This is a genomic window from Bradyrhizobium sp. USDA 223 (assembly GCF_044909005.1).
GTDB classification, from domain to species: domain Bacteria; phylum Pseudomonadota; class Alphaproteobacteria; order Rhizobiales; family Xanthobacteraceae; genus Bradyrhizobium; species Bradyrhizobium yuanmingense.
Genome location: NZ_JBIYDR010000001.1, coordinates 3,037,504 through 3,054,723, shown reverse-complemented (window position 1 = coordinate 3,054,723; position 17,220 = coordinate 3,037,504). Strand labels below are relative to the sequence as shown.

The following is a 17,220-nucleotide window of genomic DNA, read 5'->3' as shown; positions in this document are numbered from 1 at the left end:
GAAGATAACAAGAGCAACAAGCCGAGGGCATCCCCATGGACTGGTCGCGAGCTCAGATCCCGCCGATGCGGCTCGAGGCGCGGTTTGGCGATCGGGTTGTGCCGGCATTTCTTGATCGGCCTTCGAGCCTCTGGGCGATGATCGCGGAGGCATGCGGCCGCAATGCCGATGGCGAAGCGTTGATTTGCGGCAATGTCCGCCTGAGCTGGCGGCAAACAATGGAGCAAGCCGCGCGGATCGCTGCCGGATTTCGCAAGCTGGGATTGCAGCGCGGCGATCGCGTTGCCATCCTGCTCGGCAATCGCATCGAATTTCCGCTGCTGCTGTTTGCCGCCGCGCATGAAGGGCTCGTCACCGTGCTGCTCAGCACGCGCCAGCAGAAGCCGGAGATCGCCTATGTGCTCGCGGATTGCGGTGCCAAGATCCTGATCCACGAAGCCGCGCTCGCCGAGCGGCTGCCCGATGCGCATGATGTGCCCGACGTGATCCACCGCATCGCAGTCGCCGATGATCCGGCTCTGTCGCGTTTCGCAGTGCTCGCCGACAACCCGCCGGCATCGGCGCCGATCGAGGTGAGCGAAGAGGACACCGCGATGATCCTCTACACCTCCGGCACCACGGGCAAGCCGAAGGGCGCGATGCTGGCCCATTGCAACATCGTCCATTCCTCGATGGTGTTCGTGTCCTGCCTGCAATTGACGCAAACCGATCGCTCGATCGCAGCGGTGCCGCTCGGCCATGTCACGGGCGTCGTCGCCAACATCACCACCATGATCCGCTGCGGCGGCGCGCTGATCATCATGCCGGAGTTCAAGGCCGCCGATTACCTTAAGCTCGCCGCGCGCGAGCGCGTCACCTACACGGTGATGGTGCCGGCGATGTACAATCTCTGCCTGCTCCAGCCCGATTTCGACGGCTATGATCTCTCGAGCTGGCGCATCGGCGGCTTCGGCGGCGCGCCGATGCCGGTCGCCACCATCGAGAAGCTCAAGGCGAAGATTCCCGGCCTGAAGCTGATGAACTGCTACGGCGCGACCGAAACGACCTCGCCCTCGACCATCATGCCGGGCGAGCTGACGGAGCGCCATATCGACAGCGTCGGCCTGCCGTGCCCCGGCGCGCGCATCGCCGTGATGGGCCCGGACGGGCGCGAGCTGCCTCCCTGGGAGATCGGCGAGCTCTGGATCCAGAGCGCCTCCGTCATCAAGGGCTACTGGAATAATCCGAAGGCCACCGCCGAAAGCTTCACGGGTGGGTTCTGGCACTCCGGCGACCTCGGCTCGATTGATGCGGAAGGATTCGTTCGCGTGTTCGACCGGCAGAAGGACATGATCAATCGCGGCGGCCTGAAGATCTATTCGGCCGAGGTCGAATCCGTGCTGGCCGGCCATCCCGCCGTGGTCGAGAGCGCGATCATCGCCAGGGCCTGCCCGGTGCTGGGCGAGCGCGTCCACGCCGTGGTGGTGACGCGACAGCCGGTGACCGATACGGACCTGCGCGCCTGGTGCGCCGAGCGCCTGTCCGACTACAAGGTTCCCGAAACCATGGCGATCACGGCAGACCCGTTGCCGCGCAACGCCAACGGCAAGGTGCTGAAGCGCCAGCTGCGGGAGCTGCTGGGAGCTTGAGCCGGGCAGGGGCATCCGGGATGTCCCGGGTGGTTAACGCCTTGATCGGGCTCGCTTTGCCTTGCCACCGCCATATCGTTAGGCTACCTCGCCGCCACACGGGGACGGGATTCCTGACGCGAACGCTTTGGCGCGCGCACCCGGACGGGCATGGGATTGGCATAAGTGTCTGAATTATTTGACGAAGTAAACGAGGAAGTACGTCGCGAACAGTTCAAGAAGCTGTGGGACAAGTATTCGATCTACTTCATCGCGTTGATGGTGCTGATCGTCGCCGGCGCAGGTGGCTGGCAGGGTTATAGGTACCTGGAGGCCCAGAAGGCCGCCGAGGCGGGCGCCGCTTTCGAGAAGGCCGCCGAGCTGTCCGAGCAGGGCAAGCATGAGGACGCCGAGAAGGCCTTCACCGAGCTCGCCGCCAAGGCGCCGTCCGGCTATCGCACCCTGGCGCGGCTGCGTGCTGCGGCCGAGGCCGCGAGCCGCGATCCCAAGGCGGCCGCGAAGATGTATGACGACATCGCCGCCGACCGCAGCATTGGCGGCGAGTGGCAGGATCTGGCCAAGATCCGCGCCGCGGGGCTCCTGCTCGACAGCGCCGGCTATGCCGACATCCAGCAGCGGCTGGAAGCTTCCGCCGCGCCGAAATCGACCTTCCGCCACACCGCCCGCGAGATGCTGGCGCTGTCGGCCTGGCGTAACAACGACATGACTGGAGCCCGCAAATGGCTCGAGGCGATTGACGGAGACGGCGAAACACCGCCCGGCCTGCGTTCTCGCGCCGAGGCGCTTCAGGCTTTGTTGCCACCCGTCGCCAAAAGCTGACGACGGTTCTCTGACGTAACGAGACACCAAGATGCGCCGCACGCCACGCTTGATCGCAGCCGCCGTCCTGATCGCCTTCACCGGCGTCCTGGGCGGCTGCTCCAGCTTCGATCCGAGCGATCTGCTCGACTTCCTCGACACCAAGAAGAAGCTGCCGGGCGACCGCAAGCCGGTCTTCCCCGAGGGCGTGCCGGGGCTCGAGCAGGGCGTGCCGAGGGACCTGTACAAAGGCGCACAGCAGCAGCAGCCCGATCCAAACGCACCTGCCGTCGCGGCATTGCCTGCCGAGCCCGAGCCGGCCAAGCCGGCGAAGGGGGCCAAGGCAAAGCAGACCAGGCAGCCCGCCACGGCCGCCGCGCCGGCCGAAGCACCCGCCGGTGAGGTCGATGGCGAGGCGCAGCCGGAGGCAGCGCCCGCGACGTCCGCTCCGCCGCCCAAGCACAAGATCGTCCGCAGGCGCACCACCGCGCCGCCGCCGGATCAGCCGGCCCAGCAGGCGCAGCCAACCCAGCAGGCGCAGCCGACCAAGCCCCCCCAGCAGCAATCGCAGAGCGCCTTCCCGGCACCGCTGCCGAGCGGCAGCTTCTCCCGCTAGAGCATGATCCGGAAGCGTGTGAAGCGGTTTCCGAAAAGATCATGCTCAAACAATATTTCCCGTTGCATTGACAGGCGCAGCCCCGGCAGCGCACGAATGACCGATGTCCTTCACGATCGCCATCATCGGCCGGCCCAATGTCGGCAAGTCGACGCTGTTCAACCGCCTGGTTGGGCAGAAGCTCGCGCTGGTCGATGATCTGCCGGGCGTCACCCGCGACCGCCGCGAAGGCGAGGCCAGGCTCGGCGATCTCCACTTCACCATCATCGATACCGCCGGCCTCGACGAGGGCGCCAAGGGCTCGCTGACCGCGCGCATGCAGGAGCAGACCGAGACCGCGATCGCGCAGGCCGATGCGCTGTTCTTCGTCATCGACGCCCGCATCGGCCTCACGCCGACCGACCGCGCCTTCGCCGATTTCGCCCGCAAGGCCGACAAGCCGGTACTGCTCATCGCCAACAAGAGCGAGGGCAAGCACGGCGATGCCGGCGCGATGGAGGCGTTTGCGCTCGGCCTCGGCGATCCCATCCAGATCTCGGCCGAGCATGGCGAGGGCATGGGCGAGCTTTACGACTCGCTCGCGAGGCTAATGCCCGAACCCGTCGAGGAAGACGACGATGAGGACGACGCGCCGATCTCGGAGGAAGAGGCCGCGACGCGCCCGATCCGGGTCGCGATCGTCGGCCGGCCCAATGCCGGCAAGTCGACGCTGATCAACCATCTGCTCGGCGAGGAGCGCCTGCTGACGAGCCCGGAGGCCGGCACCACGCGCGATGCCATCGCGGTCGAGATCAACTGGAAGGGCCGCGATTTCCGTGTGTTCGACACCGCGGGCCTCCGCCGGCGCTCGCGCATCGAGGAGAAGCTGGAAAAGCTCTCGGTTGCGGACGCACTGCGCGCGGTGCGCTTTGCCGAAGTGGTCGTGCTGATGATGGATTCGCAGAACCGCTTCGAGGAGCAGGACCTGCGCATTGCCGACCTGATCGAGCGCGAGGGACGGGCGGTCGTGCTCGCCGTCAACAAATGGGATCTGATGGAGACCAAGGGCGGCGGCGCGATCTCGGGCCTGCGCCGCGATGCCGATCATTGGCTGCCGCAGCTCAAGGGTGTGCCCATCGTCGCTGTCTCGGGCCTGATGGGCGAGGGCATCGATCGCCTGATGCAGGCGATCCAGGACGCCTATGCGATCTGGAACAGGCGCGTGCCGACGGCAGCGCTCAATCGCTGGTTCGAGCAGGCGATTCAGGCCAACCCGCCGCCGGCGGTCTCCGGCCGCAGGCTGAAGCTGAACTACATCACCCAGACCAAGGCGCGCCCGCCGAGCTTCGTGCTGTTCTGCTCGCGCGCGGACGCCGTGCCGCAATCCTACTTGCGCTATCTCACCAATTCCATGCGCGAGACCTTCGAGCTGCCGGGCACGCCCGTGCGCATCACGCTGCGCGAGAAGGCCAATCCGTTCGCGCACAAGCGCAAGCGGCCGTCGTGAGCGACGGCGCCGGCGGGGCGGTGGTGCAGCACGCAGCGCCGGCCCCGCGCGGCGCGGTCGCCTTCATCTTCGTCACCATCCTGCTCGACATGGTCGCGCTCGGCGTGATCATGCCGGTCCTGCCGAAGCTGATCGAGAGCTTCGTCGACAACGACACCGCTCATGCCGCGCGCATCTTCGGCCTGTTCGGCACCGCCTGGGCCTTGATGCAGTTCGTGTTCTCGCCGGTGCTTGGCGCGCTGTCCGACCGTTTCGGACGGCGGCCAGTGGTGCTGCTGTCGAATTTCGGGCTCGCGGCCGATTACTTCTTGATGGCGCTGGCGCCGTCGCTTGCGTGGCTGTTCATCGGCCGCGTGATCTCCGGCATCACCTCGGCGAGCATCTCGACCGCCTTCGCCTATATCGCCGACATCACGCCGCCGGAACGGCGTGCGGCGGTCTTCGGCCGGATCGGTGCGGCCTTCGGCGCCGGCTTCATCTTGGGGCCGGCGCTCGGCGGCCTGCTCGGCGATATCGATCCGCGCCTGCCGTTCTGGGCCGCGGCGGCCCTGAGCTTCGCCAACGCGCTCTATGGCCTGTTCGTGCTGCCGGAGTCGCTTGCGCCCGACAAGCGCGCGGCGCTGCGCTGGCGCAGCGCCAATCCGCTCGGCGCGCTGCATCTGCTGCGCTCCAACGCGGTGCTGGCCGCGTTGTCGATCGTCAATTTCATCGCGCAGGTCGCGCACGTCGTGCTCCCCTCGACCTTTGTGCTCTACGCGACCTATCGCTACGGCTGGGATGCCAAGACGGTGGGCCTGACGCTCGCCATGGTCGGCATCTGCGCCATGGTGGTGCAGGGCTTTGCGATCGGCCCCATCGTGCGCGCGCTTGGCGAGCGCAACGCGCTCCTGCTCGGCCTCTGCTGTGGCGCGGTCGGCTTCGTGGTCCTCGGCGCCGCGCCGACCGGACCGCTATCCTGGCTCGGGATTCCCATTCTGGCTCTGTGGGGCATCTCCGGTGCCGCCTCGCAGGCGCTGATGACGCGGCTCGTCGCGCCGGATCAGCAGGGCCAGCTGCAGGGCGCGACCGCGAGCGTGCAGAGCGTGTCGCAGCTCGTCGGCCCGTTCCTGTTCACGCTGACATTTTCCTATTTCATCGGCGCCAGCGCGCCGCTGCATCTGCCCGGCGCACCGTTCCTGCTCGCCGCGGTGCTGATGGTGGTGTGCGTGGCGATCGCGGTGCGGTCGCTGGGTGCGACCAGGACAGTCTCGTAGGGTGGGTTAGCCTCGCGGTTCGCGCGAAGCGCAAACCGCGAGGCGTAACCCACCTCTTTCATTTCCGCGGAGGCGGAAGAGGTGGGTTACGCCAGCGGACTGCGCTTTGCGCAGCCGCATGCTAACCCACCCTACGATCCTACTTCTTCACCAGCGGGCAGTCGCTGTCCTTGAGCGGCTTGGCCGCATCTTCCGGCGCGATGGTGGCGACCAGCTTGTAATAATCCCACGGTCCCTTCGACTCCTCGGGCTTCTTCACCTCGAACAGATAGGCGGGGATGAGGCGGCGTCCGTCCTGGCGCAGCGGGCCCTTGCCGAACAGCGGATCGTCGGTCGGCAGCTCCTTCATCTTGGCGACGACCTTGGCGCCGTCACGCGGATTGCTGCCGAGCGCTTCCATCGCCTTCAGGTAATGCAGGATCTCGGCATAGAGGCCCGCAACCGTCATCGAGGGCATCGAGCCCTTGGGCGAGACCTTCTGGAAACGCTTCGACCATTCGCGGGTCTGGTCGTTGAGGTCCCAGTAGAACGACTCGGTGAAGGTCAGGCCCTGCGCGGTCTTCAGGCCGAGCGAGTGCACGTCGTTGATGAACAGCAGCAGCGCGGCGAGCTTCTGGCCGCCCTGGACGATGCCGAACTCGGCGGCCTGCTTGATCGCGTTGGTGGTGTCGCCGCCCGCATTGGCAAGGCCGATGATCTTGGCCTTGGAGGACTGCGCCTGCAGCAGGAACGAGGAGAAGTCCGCCGTGTTGAGCGGGTGCTTGACGCCGCCGAGCACCTTGCCGCCGGTCGCGGTGACGACCGCGCCGGTGTCACGCTCCAGCGCATGGCCGAAGGCATAATCCGCGGTGAGGAAGAACCAGCTGTCGCCGCCCGCCTTGGTCAGCGCCTTGCCGGTGCCGTTGGCGAGCATGTAGGTGTCGTAGGTGAAGGACACGGTGTTGGGCGTGCAGGCCTTGCCGGTGAGGTCGGCGGTCGCGGCGCCCGAATTGAGCAGCACCGCGTTCTTTTCCTTGACGAGGTTGCTGACCGCGAGCGCGACGCCGGAGCTCGGCGTGTCGGCGATGGCGTCGACCTTGTCGGAATCGATCCATTGCCGGGCGATGTTGACGCCGATATCGGGCTTGTTCTGGTGATCGCCGGAGAGCACCTCGATGGTCCAGCCCTTGGCCTTCAGGCCGGAATCCTCGACCGCCATCTTCACGGCCGCCACCGAGTTCGGGCCGCCGATGTCGGCATAGAGGCTCGACATGTCGTTGAGCACGCCGATCTTGATGGTCTTGTCTTGCGCGAATGCGGATGTGGCAAAGCCGAAAGCGGCACAGGCCAGAAGAGCCGCGGCGCGGCGTGCGGGCATCGTCATAAAGGCTTCCTCCATTGTCAAATATGCGGACGGCTCTCTTCGGGAGCCTTGTTCCAATTGACGCTCTACCGTGTCCCATGGCCGACGGCAATGCACCTAAAGCCGGATGACGCTGCGTCGTAGCGTCATCCATCGGTTAACTTTTGGGCAAAATGCGTTGAGACGCTATTTTCAGTGTGTTCGATGTCGGCTTGAATTTCTAAATGCGCTTTCCGGTATCGAGCTCGGCGGTACGGTCATTACCGCCGGCATGACGTCCAAGGCGTCGGAGGGCAATCAGGCCGGCGCGCGGAAGCTCATCAGGGCGCGGGTCTTGTAATCGTAGAATTTGCCGGTCTCGGTCCAGTCGGGCGTGCACAGCGGCACGATGAATTCTGCGACCTGCTCGGGCGTGTCGAGCGTCGCCGGATCCTCGCCGGGCATCAGGGTGGCGCGCATGCGGGTGCGCACCGGGCCCGGATTGAACAGATTGACGCGCAGCTTGGTGTTCGCGGTTTCCTGCGCCCAGGCACGCGCCAGCGTCTCCAGTGCGGCCTTGGACGCGGCGTAGGGGCTGACGTAAGCGGTGGCCTTGTTGGCGGCACCCGAGGTGATGAACACGGCGCGGCCGGCATCGGATTGCCTGAGCAGCGGTTCCATGCAGCGGATCAGCTGGAAGTTCGCGGAGACGTTCACCGCCATCACCTCGTTGAAGGTCTTCAGCTCAATATGGCCGATCGGCGAGGAGGGGCCGAGCACGCCGGCATTGCCGACCAGGATGTCGAGCTTGCCGTAGCGCTCGTACAGGCCGGCGCCGAGACGCGCGATGCCGTCGGAATCGGTGAGGTTGAGCGGCACCAGGGTGGCGCTGCCGCCGTCTTTGCGGATCTCGTCGTCGAGCTCTTCCAGCCCTCCTTGCGTACGCGCCGTCGCCACGATATGCGCGCCGGCCTTGGCCAGCGCGATTGCGGTGGCATAGCCGATGCCGCGCGAGGCGCCGGTGACGAGAGCGATACGGTTGGCGAGAGGTTTGGTCATCGTCGAATACTTCCGTCATGCCCGGGCTCGTCCCAAGCATCCACGTTCTTTGCGGCGGGTATTACAGACGAAGATGGCCGGGACAAGCCCGGCCATGACGAAAAGAAGTCTCGGATGAGCCCCCGGGGACGATCCTTGGTCAGCTCGCCTCGGCCAGCAGCGACAATTGCCGCGGCTGCGGCTCGGTCTGGGTCTGGTCGGTGAGGTGGGTCGGATAGACGCCGGTGAAGCAGTGATCCGCAAACTTCGGATTGGCGGGGTCTCGGCCTGGCTCGCCCATGGCGCGGTACATGCCGTCGATCGACAGGAAGGCGAGCGAGTCGGCGCCGATGAGCTCGCGCATCTCCTCCAGCGAATGCGTCGCCGCCAGCAGGCCGCCACGGTCGGGCAGGTCGATGCCGTAATAATCGGGATAGAGGATCGGGGGCGAAGCGAGGCGGAAGTGCACTTCCTTGGCACCGGCATCGCGCATCATGCGCACGATCTTCTTGGAGGTGGTGCCTCGCACCAGGGAGTCGTCGATCAGGATGATGCGCTTGCCTTCGATCGCGGCGCGGTTGGCCGAGTGCTTCATGCGCACGCCGGATTCGCGGATCGCCTGCGTCGGCTGGATGAAGGTGCGGCCGACATAATGGTTACGGATGATGCCGAGCTCGAACGGCACTCCGGAATACTGGCTGTAGCCGACCGCGGCGGGCACGCCGGAATCCGGCACCGGCACCACGACGTCGACCGGCACGTGGCTCTCGCGCGCTAGCTGCGCGCCGAAATTCTTGCGCACCTCGTAGACCGAGCGGCCGTGCACGATGGAATCCGGCCGCGAGAAGTAGATGTATTCGAAGATGCAGGGGCGCGGCGCCATCGGCGGGAACGGCTTGTGGATGTCCTGGCCGTTCTCGTCGAACACGATGACTTCGCCGGGCTCGATGTCGCGCACGAAGCGGGCGCCGATGATGTCAAGCGCGCAGGTCTCGGAAGTCAGGATCGGACAGCCGTCGAGCTCGCCGAGCACCAGCGGGCGGATGCCGCGCGGATCGCGCGCGCCGACCAGCTTCTTGTTGGTCAGCGAAACCAGCGCATAGGCGCCCTCGATCTCGCGCAGCGCGTCGATGTAGCGCTCGATGAAGCGGACGCGCTTGGAGCGAGCCACCAGGTGCAGGATCACCTCGGTGTCGGAGGTCGATTGCATCATGGCGCCGTTCTTGACGAGCTCGCGGCGCAACGTCAGGCCGTTGGAGAGGTTGCCGTTGTGAGCGACCGCGAGACCGCCGGCATTGAGCTCGGCGAACAGCGGCTGCACGTTGCGCAGGATGGTGGCGCCGGTCGTGGCGTAGCGGACATGGCCAACCGCCACACTGCCGGGCAGGCGGTCGATCACCTCGCGGCGGGAGAAGGTGTCGCCGACGAGGCCGAGGCGGCGTTCGGAGTGGAAGCGGCTGCCGTCGTAGGAGACGATGCCGGCGGCCTCCTGGCCGCGGTGCTGGAGCGCGTGAAGACCGAGCGCAGTGATGGCGGCCGCATCAGGGTGGCCGTAGATGCCGAAGACGCCGCATTCCTCGCGAAGCGTATCGCCTTCCAGATCGTCCTGAAGCTCAAGCGCCGCCGGGCCTGGACCGGCGTTTGGATCGAGATCAAGCAGGGCGTCCTGGTCAGGGTGTCGCATCTCGTTCTCGCCTCTCTTTTGGGGCTCTATCAACGCGCCGCAGGTTTCTCGATCAGCTTTTTCATGCCGTCACGAGCCGACTTACTGTACCCGTCGCCACTGCCCGAAGGCTGCTGCTCGGATTCAGCTTGATCATCATCTGGTTTGTTTTTCTTGAATCTCTTCAAGATGGTGTTCTCGGGGTCGTCAGGCAAGAGGGCCATCAGCCAATCGCCGGTTCCCTGCAGCACCACGCGGGACTTGGCCCCGCTGACCCAATCAGGACGCTGCTTGTCCGGCACCAGCCAGGTGAAGAACAGGAACGCGACCACGACGATCAAAAGCCCGCGAGCCAGCCCAAACAGGAAGCCGAGGGTCCGATCCAGCGCGCCGATCCGCGAATCCAGGATCATGTCGGAAATCCGGACCGTGATGACGGAGACCACGACCAGGGTGCCGATGAACACGCCGGCCACCACGACGACGCTCGCGACCGTGTCGTTGTTGAAATAGGTCTTGGCGGTCGGCAGCAGCTTCGAGAACGAATACAGCGTCACGATCGCCGCGGCGCCCCAGGCCGCGATCGACAGGATTTCGCGCATGAAGCCGCGAACCATCGCGAGCAGGCCCGAGATCAGCATCACACCGAGCAGGATCAGGTCGAGGATGGTTACTGGCATCGGCTGGTCTGGTCCGCTCGTACTTCAAAGGTGCTCTAGCGAATCGGTGCTTGGCCGCTGCCCTAAAAGAAGGGCAGACGGCGTTCCCGGCAAGGCCGCAACCACGCAATCCCATGCTGCTTTTGTGACGGCTGTATAGCGGCGGAGGCCTCCGGCGTCACCTCCACCTAACCCTCTCCACGGCGGAATCTGGCCGGTGTGGCATTTTTCTCTGGCTGTGCACTGGATTCGCCCCGACGGGAGCCCCGCGCTGCGATCTCGGCCACCAATGTCGTCAGGCTGTTCACCGCGTTCAGGGAGAGCCCGGCGTCGCCGCCGGCATCGCCGCGCGCCGATTCGGGCAGCACGGCGCGCTGGAAGCCGAGTTTTGCCGCCTCCTTGAGCCGGGCCGGGGTCTGCGCCACCGGCCGCACCACGCCCGACAACGAGATTTCGCCGAAATAGACGGCATCGGTGGGTAACTGCGCATTAACCAGCGATGACACCAAGGCTGCGGCGGCGGCGAGGTCCGCCGCCGGCTCGTGGATGCGCAGGCCGCCGGCAACGTTCAGATAGACGTCGTGGCCGGACAGCTTGACCCCGCAATGGGCCTCCAGCACCGCCAGCACCATCGAGAGCCGGCTCGGATCCCAGCCGACCACGGCCCGGCGCGGGGTGCCGAGCGAGGTCGGGGCTACCAGTGCCTGCAATTCGACCAGCACGGGCCTCGTGCCCTCGATGCCGGCAAAGACCGCAGTGCCGGGCGTGCCGAGATCGCGCTCCGACAGGAACAGCTCGGAGGGGTTGGTGACCTCGCGCAGGCCGAGGCCCGTCATCTCGAACACGCCGATCTCGTCGGTCGGCCCGAAGCGGTTCTTCACGGCGCGCAGGATGCGGAATTGCTGCGAGCCTTCGCCCTCGAACGACATCACCGCGTCGACCATATGCTCGACCACGCGGGGGCCGGCGATCTGGCCGTCCTTGGTGACGTGGCCGACCAGGATGATGGCGGCCCCGGTCTTCTTGGCGAAGCGGATCAGCGCCTGCGCCGAGGCGCGCACCTGCGTTACCGTGCCGGGCGCCGATTCCACCGTGTCGGTCCACATGGTCTGGATCGAGTCGATCACGATCAGCCGAGGCACCGCGCCCTCCGACAGCGTCGAGACGATGTCCTCGACCGAGGTTTCGGCCGCGAGCTGGACCGGCGCGTCCGACAGCCCGAGCCGCTCGGCGCGCAGGCGCACCTGGGCGACCGCCTCTTCGCCGGAGATGTAGACGACGCGGTGGCCGGCGCGCGCGAGCAGGCTGGTCGCCTGCGTCAGCAGCGTCGACTTGCCGATGCCGGGATCGCCGCCGACCAGCAGCACCGAGCCGCGCACGAAGCCGCCGCCGGTAACGCGGTCGAGCTCGGTCATCCCCGAGGACAGGCGCGGCGCGTCCGGGCTCTTGCCGGCGAGACTCTCCAGCGCGAAGGTTCTTCCCTTGCGCTTGGAGCGGATCGACACCGGCACGCTGCCGCTGGTGTCTTCTTCCGCCAGCGTATTCCACTCGCCGCAGGACTCGCACTTGCCCTGCCAGCGGTTATAGGCCGCGCCGCAGTTCTGGCAGACGAAGGAAAGTGTGGATTTGGCCATGGGGGAGCGCGAGTCGCGGGTTTCAGATGTGCTGATAGCACGGATTGGCCGGCGATCGCCGGCGCTTCGAATATCTCAATTCGGCACGGGAGATATACCTTTCGTTAGCCCTGCGCCGCTGTGCCCGGTGCGATTTTGCCAATTCTTAGCGGACGTGGGTCCAATCTCGGAACCAATGGGGGCGGCAAAATTGACGAGATTCCTGCGAATATTGCTCGCGGCGGGCATGGTCTGCGGCGTTTTTGGGTCGGTTGGCGGTAGCATCGCCAAGCCCCTCAACATCGTCTTCGTCAATCCCGGCAAGTCTGGCGAGGTCTATTGGGACATGGTCGCGCAGACCATGCAGGCCGCCGGCCGCAAGCTCGATGCGCATGTCGAGGTGCTGACCAGCGAGCGGAACTACCGCACCATGCAGGAGCTCGGCTTCGGCGTGGTGGCCCGTCCCGACAAGCCCGACTTCCTCATCCTGTCGAACGAGGAATCCGCCGCCGTTCCCATCCTGGAGGCGGCCGAAGCCGCGGGCGTCAAGACGCTGCTGCTTTCGAACACGCTGATCGGCGAGGACGCCGTGCGCCTTGGACCGCCGAGGCAAAAGCTCAAGACCTGGCTGGGCGACATCACGACCGATCTTCAGACCGCGGGCGCGCGGATGGCCAATGCGCTGATCACCGCGGCGCGTGCCGAGAAATGGCAGAGCGCGGACGGCAAGATCCACATTCTCGGCATCGGTGGCGACGAGACCACGCCCGCCTCGATCGCCCGCAACGCCGGCCTCACGCTCGCGGTGGATGCTGCGTCCGACGTCGTGGTGGACCGCATGCTGTTCGCCAACTGGACGAAGTCCGAGGCCGAGCGGGTCACGGCAAACTACCTGAGCTGGGCCGCGCGCAAGCAGATCCGGCCCGCCGGGATCTGGGCCGGAAACGATCCGATGGCGCTCGGCGCGCTGCGCGCGACGATCGCCGCCGGCCTTGTGCCCGGCGAGAACATCCAGGTGGTCGGCCTCAACTGGTCGGAGGATGCTCTGCGCGAGATCAAGGCGGGCCGCATGCTCCTGACCGATGGCGGGCATTTCCTGCTCGGCGGCTGGTCCGTCGTTCTCCTGCGCGATTATGCCGATGGCTGCGATTTTGCTGCCGTCTCGCCCCGCGTCGAGGTCAAGACGTCGGCGATCACGCGCGACAATATCGCTTCGGTCGCCGACCTCATCAAGACCCGTGCGTTCGACCGGATCGACTTCGCGCGGTTCCGGGCGAAGGCCGGGCGCTGCGGCCGATATGACTTTTCCCTCGATGCGCTCATCTCGTCGCTGCCGGTCGCCGAAGGCGTTGCCGACTGATGCGCAAGGCGATGACCGAGCCGGATCGCAACGAGCAGGCAGCGCCGCCGCGCTTGCGCTCGGTCGTCCACGCGATGATCTGGGCCACCGTGCCCGTTCTGCTGCTGGTGCAATTGCTCGCCTCCGCCGGCGTCGAGGCATCGAGCTTCTGGTCGCAGCTCAGGCAACTCGACGCCCGCATGGCCCGCGTCGCCGAGAGCCGGGCCGAGCTGATCGCCGAGCCGCTCTGGAAGATGCGCTACGACCAGGTCACGGGCGTGCTCAACGAGATCATGCACGACGAGACCATTGCGGCGGCGGCCGTCTATGACGATACCGGCGCTGCGATCGCCCGCGTGGTCGCGCGCCCCCAGGGCCAGTCGGTCGCCGAGGTCTCGCACCCGATCCACTACAGCAACGGTAACATGGCCGTTCAGGCCGGCCGCATCGCCATCGCCTATTCGCGTGCGACGCTGTACGCGGATGCGGGCAGCCGCCTGCTGCTGCTGCTCGTCGTCGGGCTCCTCGCAACGTTCGCGACCCTGATCGCCATGCGCATCTCCGCCAACATCTTCATCGGCCGGCCGCTCGCGGCCATGATGTCGGCGATCCAGCGCAGCAAGCAGGACGGCCGGGCCTATCCGGCCGATGTCACGTCCTCGAACGAATTCGGCCAGCTCGCGCGCGCTTTCAACGCCATGCAGCACACGACGTCGGGCGCGCTGGACCGGCTCGGGCACATGGCGACGCACGATCCGCTCACCGGGCTGCCGAACCGGCGCTCCCTGACCGAGCGCCTCGCCGTGACGAGCCAGAATGGAGGCGCGCCGGATACGCTGGTCGCGTTCTGCTTCATCGATCTCGACGACTTCAAGGGCATCAACGACACCTTCGGTCACGAGGCCGGCGATGCGTTCCTGGTCCAGATTTCGCAGCGCCTTCGTCGCGCGGTCGAAGCCGAGGACTGGGTCGCCCGGCTCGGCGGCGACGAGTTCGTCGTCATCCGCCCCGAGGTGAGCGACGAGCAGGCCGCGCACGCATTCGCTCAACGCGTGCTCGATGCCATTTCCGAGCCGATCCGCCTCCACGACAAGCAGGTGGTGCCGCGCGCCAGCATCGGCCTTGCCGTGCGCCACGCCGACGATCCGGAGCTGTCGCATCTGCCGACGCTCGCCGACATCGCGCTCTATCACGCCAAGAGCAAGGCGCCCGGCACGGTCGCCGTGCTGGACGAAGCGCTCCAGCGCGACTATCGCCGCCGCAGGGATCTCGAGCTCGCCATTCCCACCGGATTCGCCGAAGGCCAGTTCGAGGTCTGGTATCAAAGCCAGGTCGATCTCGACAGCCATGAGGTCGTCGGGCTGGAAGCGCTGATCCGCTGGCGCCATCCCGAGCACGGCGTGATCGGCCCCGGCGAATTCCTGCCGCTGATCGAGCGCAGCGGCAACAATGCGCGGCTGACCCGCTACGTGCTGACCGATGCCTGCCGGGCCTTGCAGCAATTGGCCGCTGCGGGCAGGCCGCAGCTGCGGATCGCGATCAATCTGCCGCCGTCCGAGCTTGCCGACCACTCGCTCGCCGCCGAGCTGCATGCGACCTGCGCGCGCTTCGGTGTCGCGGCATCGATGCTCGAGCTCGAGATCACCGAAGGATCGCTGATCAACAACATCGCCAGCGCCTCCGAAACGCTGCATCGCCTGCGGCGCCTGGGAGCCACGATCGCGCTCGACGATTTCGGCACCGGCTATTCTTCGCTCGCGCATCTGCGCCGGTTTCCGCTCGACAAGGTGAAGATCGACAAGGCGTTCATCAGCGAGATCCCCGACAGCGCCGAGGACAAGGCCATTGTCGGCGTCATCGCCTCGCTCGCCGTCACGCTGGGACTGACATTGGTCGCCGAAGGCATCGAGCGCGCCGAGCAGGCGGAGGCCATGCGTGAGATGGGCGTGCGGCTCGGGCAGGGTTTCCTCTATCAGCGGCCGCAGCCGCTCGAGGCCGTGCTGCAATGGCTCGACGGGCAGCCGGCCGTGGCGAGCCGCGTCGTCTCTGACAGCCCATCGATCACCTCCGAATTCGCCGTCTGAGTTGCGGCTGGGTCACGGCTGCGCCGCGGTCCAGAGCATCGAGAGCCCCGCCGCGATCATGATCGCGTCCATCAGCAGGCGGAAGGTTTCCGGCCTCAGATGCAGCACGAAGCGTTTGGCGATGAAGGCGCCCGACATCAATGAGGCGCCCGCGATCAGACCCTTGATGAAGACCTCGCCGGTGAGCGCGCCGAAACGCTCGAAAGTCACCGACTTCGCGAAATAGAGCCCGAGCGAGGAGGCCGCTTCGGTGGCGAGGAACGCGCCCTTGGACAGGCCGTAGAACAGGAACAACGGCACGCTGAGCGGCCCGGTCGAGACCACGATGCCGGTGAGATAGCCGATCAGCGCGCCGCCGATGGCGAGATGCCATAGATTGGCCTTGAGCTCGTGCCGCGCCAGAAAGTGCCGCACCGGCACCATCGCGATCAGGAAGAGGCCGATGGTGAGATCGACGGCATGCGAGGGCAGTGCCAGCAGCGTCCGCGCGCCGAGCGCCGCCGCCGGGATGCCCGTCGCCGAATAGGCCGCGCAGGCCCGCCAATCGACCTCGCGCCACCACGCCAGGATCCGCGAAAAATTCGCCATGACGGAAGCGACCGCCATGATCGGCACCGCTTCCTTCGGGCCATAGGCATAGACCAGCACCGGCATCAGCATGATCGACGAGCCGGTGCCGACGATGCCGGAGATGGTGCCGGCGACGAGGCCGACGGCGAGGACGAAGAGAAAGGCCAAAACAGCCTCCAGGAATCGGGAGAGTTTAGCCGCGGGCAGCGATGCGGGCGATCAGTCCTACGCGAGGGAGCCCATCGCTCTGCGCATAGGCATGCCGGTCTGGGCGCCGGCCTTGAGGCATTTCAAAGCCGCCGCTTCGCAACTCACTTCGAGCGCGCGTTGCAGCGACACGCCTTCGCTGATCATCGCCGCAAAGGCGCCGACGAAGGTGTCGCCGGCGCCGGTCGTGTCCACCGGCGTGATGCGCTGGGCGGGCGCCCGCAGGCGGGTGCCTTCCGCCGTCACCGCGAGCGCGCCTTGTGCGCCGGCGGTGACAATGCAGGTGAGGTTGCCGGACTTCGCGAGTCCGGCGCTTGCGGCTTCGTAGTCGGCGGACGTCAGGCCGATGGCGGTGGCGGCGTCGCGGGCCTCGTGCTCGTTGACGAGGAGATAGTCGGTGACGGCGAGAAGCTCCGTGACCATCTCACGCGTCATCTGCTCCGGAACGGGTGCAAGGTTCCAGATGACGGTGCCGGAGGCGGCGGCGGTTCTTCGGGCAGCTTCCAGCGCGTGCGCAAAGGGCACCTCCATCTGAAGCACTAGCACGGTGTCCAAATTGAACAGCTCGCTCGCAAGATCGCCGGCACGCGCCGTCATGTTGGCGCCGCTCGCCACCGTGATTGCATTCTCGCCGGCCTGATCGACGGTGATGAAAGCGCAGCCGGTCGGCTCGTCGGCTCTGATGACGCGGTCGGCGTTGACGCCGTTGGCTCTGAGGTTCTCGATCGTGCTGTCGCCAAATCCGTCCCGGCCGACGCGGCCAGCCATGCTCACGCGTCCAGGCCCGGCGATCCGCGCGGCGGCAACGGCCTGATTGGCACCCTTGCCGCCGAAATGCGTCCGGTAGGACGGCGCCAGCACCGTTCGGCCAGGACCTGGAATCACCGGGACCTGCGCGACCAGATCGATGTTGAGCGATCCGAACACCAGGATCATGGCGGAGAG

General features: G+C 66.5%; 14 protein-coding genes. 7 read left to right on the top strand and 7 right to left on the bottom strand.

The genetic code is table 11. The features are described from left to right. Positions 1–35: 35 nt before the first annotated feature. From ABIA40_RS14175 to ABIA40_RS14155, 5 genes are all read left to right on the top strand, one after another. Complete coding sequence (locus tag ABIA40_RS14175; protein ID WP_271547081.1) at positions 36–1,628, top strand: class I adenylate-forming enzyme family protein; 1,593 nt, start codon at positions 36–38, stop codon at positions 1,626–1,628. A 165-nt stretch (positions 1,629–1,793) separates the two neighbouring features. Further along, entirely contained in the window at positions 1,794–2,447 is a 654-nt protein-coding gene (locus tag ABIA40_RS14170) for a tetratricopeptide repeat protein (RefSeq protein WP_271547079.1), read from the top strand. 31 nt (positions 2,448–2,478) lie between these two features. Then, entirely contained in the window at positions 2,479–3,042 is a 564-nt protein-coding gene (locus tag ABIA40_RS14165; protein ID WP_271547077.1) for a hypothetical protein, read from the top strand. 103 nt (positions 3,043–3,145) lie between these two features. Next, on the top strand, positions 3,146–4,528 hold the full coding sequence (gene der / locus ABIA40_RS14160) for a ribosome biogenesis GTPase Der (protein WP_271547075.1): 1,383 nt from the start codon (positions 3,146–3,148) through the stop codon (positions 4,526–4,528). Next, complete coding sequence (locus tag ABIA40_RS14155) at positions 4,525–5,781, top strand: TCR/Tet family MFS transporter (RefSeq protein WP_404541613.1); 1,257 nt, start codon at positions 4,525–4,527, stop codon at positions 5,779–5,781. Before der ends, ABIA40_RS14155 begins: the two co-directional genes overlap by 4 nt. Before the next feature lie 139 nt (positions 5,782–5,920). Here the strand turns inward: ABIA40_RS14155 and ABIA40_RS14150 are convergent, their stop codons facing one another. The 5 genes from ABIA40_RS14150 to radA all read right to left on the bottom strand — a co-directional run bounded on the left by ABIA40_RS14150 (position 5,921) and on the right by radA (position 12,096). Then, a complete protein-coding gene (locus ABIA40_RS14150) occupies positions 5,921–7,144 on the bottom strand; it encodes an ABC transporter substrate-binding protein (RefSeq protein ID WP_157284558.1) in 1,224 nt (407 codons plus the stop codon). Positions 7,145–7,420: 276 nt separating this feature from the next. Next, positions 7,421–8,161 (bottom strand): SDR family NAD(P)-dependent oxidoreductase, encoded by a 741-nt coding sequence (locus ABIA40_RS14145; protein ID WP_271547071.1) that lies wholly within the window; start codon positions 8,159–8,161, stop codon positions 7,421–7,423. Between the two features lie 139 nt (positions 8,162–8,300). Beyond that, the gene (purF, locus tag ABIA40_RS14140) at positions 8,301–9,824 is read right to left on the bottom strand and encodes an amidophosphoribosyltransferase (protein WP_157284560.1); all 1,524 of its coding nucleotides are present in this window, start codon (positions 9,822–9,824) and stop codon (positions 8,301–8,303) included. A 29-nt stretch (positions 9,825–9,853) separates the two neighbouring features. Then, positions 9,854–10,483, bottom strand: a complete 630-nt coding sequence (locus ABIA40_RS14135) for a CvpA family protein (protein WP_036000794.1) — start codon at positions 10,481–10,483, stop codon at positions 9,854–9,856. A 167-nt stretch (positions 10,484–10,650) separates the two neighbouring features. Further along, the gene (radA, locus tag ABIA40_RS14130; RefSeq protein WP_271547065.1) at positions 10,651–12,096 is read right to left on the bottom strand and encodes a DNA repair protein RadA; all 1,446 of its coding nucleotides are present in this window, start codon (positions 12,094–12,096) and stop codon (positions 10,651–10,653) included. 226 nt (positions 12,097–12,322) lie between these two features. Here radA and ABIA40_RS14125 point away from each other — a divergent pair, with 226 nt between their 5' ends. Then, entirely contained in the window at positions 12,323–13,435 is a 1,113-nt protein-coding gene (locus ABIA40_RS14125; protein WP_404546237.1) for an ABC transporter substrate-binding protein, read from the top strand. Positions 13,436–13,446: 11 nt separating this feature from the next. Then, positions 13,447–15,498, top strand: a complete 2,052-nt coding sequence (locus tag ABIA40_RS14120) for a putative bifunctional diguanylate cyclase/phosphodiesterase (protein WP_404546235.1) — start codon at positions 13,447–13,449, stop codon at positions 15,496–15,498. 12 nt (positions 15,499–15,510) lie between these two features. On the opposite strand, the gene ABIA40_RS14115 is transcribed toward ABIA40_RS14120, so the two are convergent. Continuing rightward, the gene (locus ABIA40_RS14115; protein ID WP_271547062.1) at positions 15,511–16,236 is read right to left on the bottom strand and encodes a sulfite exporter TauE/SafE family protein; all 726 of its coding nucleotides are present in this window, start codon (positions 16,234–16,236) and stop codon (positions 15,511–15,513) included. A gap of 57 nt (positions 16,237–16,293) precedes the next feature. Further along, positions 16,294–17,211: a ribokinase gene (locus tag ABIA40_RS14110; RefSeq protein ID WP_404541609.1), complete on the bottom strand. Its 918-nt coding sequence runs from the start codon at positions 17,209–17,211 to the stop codon at positions 16,294–16,296. Between the last annotated feature and the right edge of the window lie 9 nt (positions 17,212–17,220).

What these genes read in the sequence shown, in the direction of transcription:
- ABIA40_RS14110 (WP_404541609.1), bottom strand. Translation starts at nt 17,211, where the DNA reads ATGATCCTGGTGTTCGGATCGCTCAACATCGATCTGGTCGCGCAGGTC.
- ABIA40_RS14145 (WP_271547071.1), bottom strand. Translation starts at nt 8,161, where the DNA reads ATGACCAAACCTCTCGCCAACCGTATCGCTCTCGTCACCGGCGCCTCG.
- ABIA40_RS14125 (WP_404546237.1), top strand. Translation starts at nt 12,323, where the DNA reads ATGGTCTGCGGCGTTTTTGGGTCGGTTGGCGGTAGCATCGCCAAGCCC.
- der (WP_271547075.1), top strand. Translation starts at nt 3,146, where the DNA reads ATGTCCTTCACGATCGCCATCATCGGCCGGCCCAATGTCGGCAAGTCG.
- purF (WP_157284560.1), bottom strand. Translation starts at nt 9,824, where the DNA reads ATGCGACACCCTGACCAGGACGCCCTGCTTGATCTCGATCCAAACGCC.
- ABIA40_RS14150 (WP_157284558.1), bottom strand. Translation starts at nt 7,144, where the DNA reads ATGACGATGCCCGCACGCCGCGCCGCGGCTCTTCTGGCCTGTGCCGCT.
- ABIA40_RS14120 (WP_404546235.1), top strand. Translation starts at nt 13,447, where the DNA reads ATGACCGAGCCGGATCGCAACGAGCAGGCAGCGCCGCCGCGCTTGCGC.
- radA (WP_271547065.1), bottom strand. Translation starts at nt 12,096, where the DNA reads ATGGCCAAATCCACACTTTCCTTCGTCTGCCAGAACTGCGGCGCGGCC.
- ABIA40_RS14165 (WP_271547077.1), top strand. Translation starts at nt 2,479, where the DNA reads ATGCGCCGCACGCCACGCTTGATCGCAGCCGCCGTCCTGATCGCCTTC.
- ABIA40_RS14175 (WP_271547081.1), top strand. Translation starts at nt 36, where the DNA reads ATGGACTGGTCGCGAGCTCAGATCCCGCCGATGCGGCTCGAGGCGCGG.
- ABIA40_RS14135 (WP_036000794.1), bottom strand. Translation starts at nt 10,483, where the DNA reads ATGCCAGTAACCATCCTCGACCTGATCCTGCTCGGTGTGATGCTGATC.